The sequence below is a fragment of the Shinella sumterensis genome (genome assembly GCF_004514425.2).
Taxonomy (GTDB): domain Bacteria; phylum Pseudomonadota; class Alphaproteobacteria; order Rhizobiales; family Rhizobiaceae; genus Shinella; species Shinella sumterensis.
Genome location: NZ_MYFN02000036.1, coordinates 1 through 6386 on the forward strand (window position 1 = coordinate 1; position 6386 = coordinate 6386).

The following is a 6386-nucleotide window of genomic DNA, read 5'->3' on the forward strand; positions in this document are numbered from 1 at the left end:
GCTTCACGCCGGTCGCCAGTCCCCAGTCGAACGGAATGTCAGAGGCATTCGTCAAAACCCTGAAACGGGATTACGTGCGCATATCAGCTCTGCCAGACGCCGAAACGGCGCTCCGGCTCATCGACGGATGGATCGAAGACTACAACGAAATCCATCCCCATTCCGCACTCAAGATGGCTTCCCCTCGGCAGTTCATCAGGGCTAAATCAAACTAGCCGATCTGTCCGGTGAAATGGGGAGCACTCCAGGAAGCGCCGAAAAGCATTAGCGATCGGACAGGCGCCCAGCAAGGCATGTTTGGTCAGCGGCCGTTCGGGAAGATGCAGGCTGACGGCAACGCTTCATTGTCTCGACTACGACTGAGACGAATTCCCTTCAAGACCGATGAAAGAGAGCTGTTGTGGCTTTCACTGTGGCAGGTAGGTCTCTGCTCCTGCGGTTATAATTTCTTCTTCGCTGAGGTGCCTATGCCAGTGCGAGTAGAGCACGAAGCGATCACGGGGAAGACCGACATCCTTCTTCAGATGCCGATGAATAGCGCTGAACGCCTTGTGCTCGCATCCGCCCCAGACAAAGGCCGTATCGAGCGGCTCAGGCCATTTTATCGCGCGGATGCTATCCTCCAGCAACGTCGTCGTGCCGGCGTCGGCGCCGTTGCGGTGCAGCCAGACGACCGCCATGCCGGCCGGACAGTGAAGCGGTAACTCGTCTGTTTTGGTATCCACCTCGATGAACGCATGGCCGGTCGCGGTGATGGGCAGGTTTTCAAGGAACCTGGCGATACCCGGCAAAGCCGTTTCATCGCCGACCAGGACGTAGAATTCTGCGGATTTGGGACCATTGGCGGCCGGACCGAGGATACCGGCAAGATCGCCCGGCCGCGCATCCATGGCCCAACGGGTAGCCGGACCGGGGTTCGCGTGAAGGGCAAAGTCGATCGTGATGTCTTGGGCTGCTACGTCGATATGCCGGATCGTGTAGACTCGTGTCGGAACAGCTTCGTCATCGGGCCACACGATATAGCCGCGGTGGTCGAGCATGGGCCATCGCGGTTGGGTCGTGCCACGCGGCTGAAAGATGAGCCGACAGTGGAACTGGTCGTCGCGATCGTACCGCTCCAGGTTCTCCCCCTGGAACACGATCCGGCGGAAGCGCGGCGCAATGTCTTCGACGGATTTCACATGAAGGATGCGCAGGTCGGCGGGCAGGGCCGGTTCGGCATAATCGCCTTCCCACTGGATTTCCAGTTTTTCACGGGCGGCGATAAAGCCGATAGGTCCGACGAGCCCATGCTTCAGCCGATTGAGACCACCTGCATCCGTCGATTCGGCCGTCAATCTGAAGCCGTTTCCGGTCGCTTCGAACGTGGCGGTACCGAACGGTGAGCGGATATGATGAACACCATCGGCTTCCTCAACGGTCATGTCGTGCGTCGCGATCGAGTCGACGATCGGCTCGACGTATTCGCCGATGTTTGCAAACGGCACCACGGCGCTTGCGCGATATCGCTTGTTGATGATCAGTGACATCCGGATTTCTCCTTGAACTCAGATGGAGGCCCATAACGGTCCCTCAATGGGGAATGCCGCGAAATCGCTATTGATGCGATCGAGAATGGCCGCAGGGTCGAGATCGACGCATTGCTCGGGGTGCAGCCATTTGGCGGCTTGGGCTACGAAGAGGATGTTGAGCGGAAGATTGGTGATCAGCCCGGTCCATATCCCATGAACGCGCTTCGCGCGAACGCTTCGCAAGTGGTCGAACGCGGGCCTTCCGTCGATCAGGCGCTGTAAACCTCGCCGGCCCAGGGTGGGGTCTATGCCAGGCCCGATCGCGGGGCGGCTGCCCGAGGCCCATCCACCGCCGGAGGCGATGTAGACATCGTGGGGCGTGGACAGCAGATATTCGAGCGAGAGCTTTTCGAACCAGGGGGCGGTCACGCCTGGCAAGGGTTGTCCGCCGGCAAGTGCCAGAAGATCGCCCCAGACCTTCCGCCCTGCCGCCCAGCAGCAGTCGTCAAGAGTGGACTGGACCTCCAGATAGGTCGTGACCGGTGTCGTGCCTGCAAGGCGCGAGGTGACCCCTGCCAATTCCTGTTCAAAGAAGGAGGTGAACGCCTCTGCCTTGCCAGATGCGCCGAGGAGTACGCCCCACATTTTCATCGAGTTCCTGAGCGCGGTAACAGGATCGGCTGTCTGCGCGCCGGTATTGGCATTGCTCGACGCATCGCTAAAGACCACCGGAATGCCGAATTGTTTCAGCCTTTCCACCATTGGATCGGCGTCACCCTGCGGCGTCATGAAAGATGTCGTGACGACGAGATCGGGCGCGAGACCAATTACCCCTTCCAATGAGACGGTATCGGGAGACTGCTTGCCGACGGTGCTGGCCAGATGGCCGTTGAGCAGGTCCTTTTGCAGTTGCTCGCTGTCGATACGATCGACAGCCGCCCAGCCGACGACGAGCGAGGCGGGATCGGCATGCAGGAGGGACATGGTCAGGAGGTCGTGTGCCTCCAGAAGTATGATCCGCTTTGGCAGTGCGGGCAGTCGCACCTCACGCCCAGCCATATCCGTCACGGTCAGAGGTCGTTCCGCCGCGGCGGGCCGGATCCCCGAGAGGATGCCGGCGGCGGCGATGGAGGTGCAAAATCGGCGTCTTGTGAAAGTCACGGCCGCCTCACCACTTGTATCTCAGGCCGGCCAGGACCGTGCGGCCGTTGCCGTACTGGCAATAATATTCAGAACTGCAGGAGGAATAATATTCCTTGTCGAGCAGGTTCGTGACATTGAGTGTTGCCTGAAGCCCCTTCAGGCTTGGGTTCTTCGCTCCAAAATCGTAGCGGAGCGCTGCGTCTAACAGCGTGTAGCCATCCGCCCTCACCGTGTTTGCGTCATTGCTGTAGCTGGAGCCGACGAAGCGTGCGCCCCCGCCAATGCTCAAACCTTCCAGTGCGCCGGTGTCGATGGTGTAGTTTGCCCAGAGCGAACCGTAGTAGCGCGGCACGGCCTGAGGACGGTTGCCAATGATCGACGCGATGCCGGATTCGGAAACCTCCGTGTCGAGCAGAGACACCGCAGCAATCAGTTCAAGATTGCTGGTCAGGCTACCTCTGGCTTCAAATTCCACGCCGCGCGAATGGATCTCGCCCTGCTGTTCGTTGAAGCCGGTTGAGGCATTGTAATAGACGACGTTCTGCTGCCGGATGTCGAAGGCAGATAGGGTAAAGATGGCGTCCAGCCCTGCCGGCTGATATTTGATACCCACCTCGTACTGTTCCGCCTCCGTCGGTTTCAGCGGATTGCCGTTAGCTCCCAGGCTGGTCGTCGGCTCGAATGAGGTGGAGTAGCTGACATAGGGCGCTATGCCGTTATCGAACAGATAGAGCAAGCCCGCTCGATAGCTCGTCGCGCTGTCAGATCGATCGGTTGACGTGCCGGTGAGGCGATTGTCCGTTTCCTGGTCTGCCCAGTCGTGCCGGACGCCGAAGACACCGCGTAGGTCGCCGATTTCTACCTGGTCCTGAACGTAGATGCCCGTCTGGCGAAGTGTCTGATCGCTATTGATCGCAGTCATGAACGGGCCGACCGGCTGGCCATAAACGGGGTTGGTGACATCAAGCGATGTTGCGCCACCGAGCAGATACTCCCAACTGCTGCCGGAGCGCTGGATGTCGAGGCCTGCAAGAAGCGTATGACGCACGGCGCCAGTCTCGAAGTTAAACTCCGCCTGATTGTCGAACGAAAAACCACTCGCGTCTTCAATGGAATGCACAGCCCAGCGAGGGATGAGACCGGCTGCCGACATCGGGCCGTTCATCTGGAGCGATTGCATGTCTGTCTCAACGCCGGAATACCGAAAGTTCGAACGTACAGTCACCTGTTCATCAAAACTGTGCTCGAACCTATAGCCAACGCCGTGTTGGGTGCGCTCGAAAGCGTCGTAGTTTGGATCTCCAACATTGAGGTCGCGCGCCAAAAAACCGGCATAGCCTGCAGGCGCCAAAAATTTCGGATACAGGGAATTAAAATATCCGCCTTCCGGATCCCGTTGATAATAACCGGAGATCACTAGTGACGTGTCTGCGTCCGGCTCCCACTTCAACGATGGCATCACGCCAAGGCGTTGCTCATCGACATCGTCATAGCGCGTGCCCGAGGATCGGCCGATGACCCCAAGCCCGTACTGCACTGTGCCATCGGAGGTGACAGGTCCAGTAGAGTAAAATCCGCTCTGAACCCGCCCGTCCGATCCGACCTCAAGGCGGACCTCGTTTGATTGGATGTCGGATGGCTCTCGGCTAACCTGATTGACGAGGCCGCCAGGGCTGATCTGCCCATAGAGAAGGGCAGATGGCCCCTTCAGTACGTCCACATGATCCAGGAAGAACGGATCGATAGACGGAGTGGCGAAGGCCTGCCCTCGCTGCACCTTCAGGCCATCGAGATAGCTGACATAATTTGTGGCGGTGCCGAATGCGCCGAAGCCACGGAGAAATACTGAATCATAGCGCGAATTCGAATCCCGATCGGAAAGGACGCCTGCCGTATAGCGCAGTGCCTCACTCACTGTTTGGGGGTTCTGGTCATCGATCTGTTTGCGCGTGACGGTCGTTATGGATTGCGGTGTCTCTGCGACGGGAGTCAGGGTCTTGGTAGCCGATCGTGCCGATTTGACGACTATGCTGCCGGACGAGTCGTCAACGGTGCCGTCGCCATACACTAGGATAGGCGCCAGTTGTGTGCTTTCGTCCTGGGCCCAGGTTTGGTTGACAACGAAGATAAAGGTCGATGCCATCAGTATCTGTTTTAGGGAAATGCTGTGCTTCACGAAACGCCCCCATGGTCGCAGCTTGCGGTATCTGATAGGCTATTAAATCAAACGGGACCGTCCTGTCCAGATAAGATGATCAATATTGTCAACTTTGTTGTTGGCAATTCTGGCGACGAACTCCAAAGACGTCGCCGGGAGAACGGCAAGGGAGAAACAATGGCATCGCGGAAATCGGAGACGCTCGTCAGATCAGGCCGCCCCTCGAAGGACATGCAGAATGCGGCGGCCGAAAGGATCATAGTGACAGCAACGTTGCTATTCGCCAGCAGGGGTTTTGCTGGCACATCGATGGAACAGGTCGCTTCGCAATGCGGGGCGGGAAAGGACACGGTCTACAGGCGCTTTCCCTCGAAAGTCGCTCTGTTCGAGGCCGTTGTTGCGCAGGCCCACAAGCGCGCGGTGGCGCGACTTGAGGACTTGCCGCATATGGAAGGGGATGCATTAGAGCGCTTGCAGGCCCTCTTGCGCGAACTCCTGCACATCAACATGGAACCTGATCTGATCGCTTTGAAGCGCATCACCTTCAGCGAAGCCGTCGTGTTCGAGAAGAATGCAACAATCCCGCCGCAACCGGATCCGATCATGGGCCGACTGATCCAAGCAGTCAGCGAGGCACAAAATGCCGGAATGATTGCCGATGGTGAAGCAGATGCGATCGCCAGCCATCTGATCCATTGTCTGGTCGCGCTGCCCACGTCCTCGGCAATGATGGGCAGCGGTGACTTCGACACGAGGAAGGCCGTCGATTCACACTTCGACCGGACGTGGGATTGGCTCCTCAAGGGAGTAACACCAAGGAACCAATCTTAGGCTGGCTCTCCGCTGTGACTGCGCCTGCATCGGTCGTTCGCAAGGACCCGGACGACTGACCTGAAAAGGCAAAGCATTCGTGTCAACATGGTTTCGCCGGGTATGGTCCTCACGCCTGCAATGGCGACCTACCTGCGAAGCAATGATGGTGCCGAGGAATGAATGAAGCAGGCTATTCCGTTCAGCAGGCACGCAGAGACCGTAAAGGTCGCCAAAACCGTTCTGTTTCTGTCGCCTCACATGTTCGCTTTCCTGGTTTGCCGTCCTGCGACGGGCAATCCGCTGACGGCCCCCAAGTAGTTATTCTGCACTCGGCTAGGCTCAGGACCTATTAATTTCGTTTGAGATGTGCTTCACGGCTTCCAATAGGAGGCCTTGATGAGTGATTTGTTTCTGCTAAGCGAGCGCCAGATGGCGCGGATATCGCCGTTCTTTCCGCTGTCCCACGGAGTGCCGAGGGTCGATGACCGCCGGGTGGTGAGCGGCATCGTCTACGTTATTCGCAACGGTCTCCGGTGGAAGGACGCGCCGACTGGCTACGGTCCGCATAAGACGCTCTACAACCGCTTCATTCGCTGGAGCCGGCTCGGCGTCTTCGACCGGATCTTCGCCGTTCTCGCCGGCAAAGGGCCGAAACCCGAGCGTATCATGATCGACGCGACGCATCTCAAGGCTCACCGCACCGCGGCGAGCCTGCTCAAAAAGGGGATGTTCCCCGCCGTATCGGGCGAACAAAAGGCGGG

The 6386-nt window shown here is 58.5% G+C and carries 5 protein-coding genes and 1 pseudogene; 3 read left to right on the plus strand and 3 right to left on the minus strand.

All coding sequences use genetic code 11. The features are described 5' to 3' along the window. The coding region (locus B5M41_RS26510) for an integrase core domain-containing protein (protein WP_230640030.1) at positions 1-215 on the plus strand (215 nt) is incomplete at its 5' end. A gap of 192 nt (positions 216-407) precedes the next feature. Here the strand turns inward: B5M41_RS26510 and B5M41_RS26515 are convergent. The 3 genes from B5M41_RS26515 to B5M41_RS26525 are packed head-to-tail and all read right to left on the minus strand — an operon-like array spanning position 408 to position 4797. After that, a complete protein-coding gene (locus tag B5M41_RS26515; RefSeq protein WP_134653223.1) occupies positions 408-1529 on the minus strand; it encodes a siderophore-interacting protein in 1122 nt (373 codons plus the stop codon). An 18-nt stretch (positions 1530-1547) separates the two neighbouring features. Next, positions 1548-2672, minus strand: a complete 1125-nt coding sequence (locus tag B5M41_RS26520; RefSeq protein ID WP_230640380.1) for an ABC transporter substrate-binding protein — start codon at positions 2670-2672, stop codon at positions 1548-1550. A 7-nt stretch (positions 2673-2679) separates the two neighbouring features. Further along, positions 2680-4797 (minus strand): TonB-dependent siderophore receptor, encoded by a 2118-nt coding sequence (locus B5M41_RS26525; RefSeq protein ID WP_134653227.1) that lies wholly within the window; start codon positions 4795-4797, stop codon positions 2680-2682. 108 nt (positions 4798-4905) lie between these two features. Between B5M41_RS26525 and B5M41_RS26530 the strand changes: the two genes are divergently transcribed. Both B5M41_RS26530 and B5M41_RS26535 read left to right on the plus strand, forming a co-directional pair. Further along, entirely contained in the window at positions 4906-5643 is a 738-nt protein-coding gene (locus B5M41_RS26530; RefSeq protein WP_230640382.1) for a TetR/AcrR family transcriptional regulator, read from the plus strand. A gap of 378 nt (positions 5644-6021) precedes the next feature. Beyond that, a pseudogene (locus B5M41_RS26535) lies at positions 6022-6386 on the plus strand (IS5 family transposase); the annotation flags it as partial.

Coding starts and splice junctions, on each gene's coding strand:
- B5M41_RS26515 (WP_134653223.1), bottom strand. CDS start 1,529: ATGTCACTGATCATCAACAAGCGATATCGCGCAAGCGCCGTGGTGCCG.
- B5M41_RS26525 (WP_134653227.1), bottom strand. CDS start 4,797: ATGGCATCGACCTTTATCTTCGTTGTCAACCAAACCTGGGCCCAGGAC.
- B5M41_RS26530 (WP_230640382.1), top strand. CDS start 4,906: ATGATCAATATTGTCAACTTTGTTGTTGGCAATTCTGGCGACGAACTC.